Source organism: Bacillus massilinigeriensis (genome assembly GCF_900111815.1).
Classification (GTDB): domain Bacteria; phylum Bacillota; class Bacilli; order Bacillales; family Cytobacillaceae; genus Mesobacillus_C; species Mesobacillus_C mediterraneensis.
In genome coordinates this window covers 1-842 of the sequence record NZ_LT630020.1, presented here as the reverse complement: position 1 = coordinate 842, position 842 = coordinate 1, and the positions used below count along the sequence as shown (strand labels likewise).

Genomic DNA, 842 nt, shown 5'->3' with positions numbered 1-842 from the left:
GTGCGGAACTACTTTCTTATTCTCATATAGAGGAAGCACAGCATGTGGAAAGCCTCATCAATAGAGAGATGAATGGGTTTATCAATTGGTATGGCGAACATACGACTGATTTTGTAAAAGTATTAAGAGAAGCTGCAAAAACCTTTGTGGAGGCTGACAAACTTCAATGACCAAAGAGGCGAAATACCTTAAAGAAAAAGCAAAACTCATTGAAATGGAGGGAAAGATAGAACGGTATATTGATTACTTAAGAAAAGATAAAGAGCGGCTGGATGATTTTTTCTATGATACTACACTATCAAGTTGGCAATCTGGTAAATCAAAAGACGCATTTCTTCGAGCTGCAGAAAATTATATGACTAACTACACTGAAAAAATTCAGCGTTTAGAAGATGTGAAACGGGAAATTGAAGTGACTAAATACGAAATGATACACCAAGCTAAAAAAGAAGCATCGTGGTGGATTTGGTAAAACAACTGATATGATATGGCTCTAATTTAGTAAATAATTCTTAGGCAACCCCATCGGCTACCATTAGCTTATCAATAAAGGTTCTAAGAGTAGTTCCCTACTTCGAGAATAGATGAGAACAAGAGCCCTACTCACCTTCTAGCTCTTGTTCTTTTTTAATGGGGTCTATCCACAAACACATACACTCCCTTTCTCTATACTGGTATGTCAACACTAATCTAGACAATTTTTTTAAGGTGTTTTTGCTTGTACTCAATTGGGCTTATGTAGCCTAATGTTCCGTGGATTCGAATGTGATTAAACCAGTGAACATAATCTTGTAATTCTCTTGTTAAATCTTCTAAACTAGCAAAATGCTTACCTTTAACAA

The 842-nt window shown here is 35.9% G+C and carries 2 protein-coding genes; one reads left to right on the top strand and one right to left on the bottom strand.

The window, feature by feature from the left end; all coding sequences use genetic code 11:
- Positions 1-166 precede the first annotated feature (166 nt).
- Positions 167-472, top strand: a complete 306-nt coding sequence (locus BQ5796_RS16885; RefSeq protein WP_071458618.1) for a hypothetical protein — start codon at positions 167-169, stop codon at positions 470-472.
- 218 nt (positions 473-690) lie between these two features.
- On the opposite strand, the gene BQ5796_RS18895 is transcribed toward BQ5796_RS16885, so the two are convergent.
- Positions 691-842: IS3 family transposase (locus tag BQ5796_RS18895; protein WP_141769964.1), on the bottom strand; the 152-nt coding region annotated here is incomplete at its 5' end.

What these genes read in the sequence shown, in the direction of transcription:
- BQ5796_RS16885 (WP_071458618.1), top strand. Translation starts at nt 167, where the DNA reads ATGACCAAAGAGGCGAAATACCTTAAAGAAAAAGCAAAACTCATTGAA.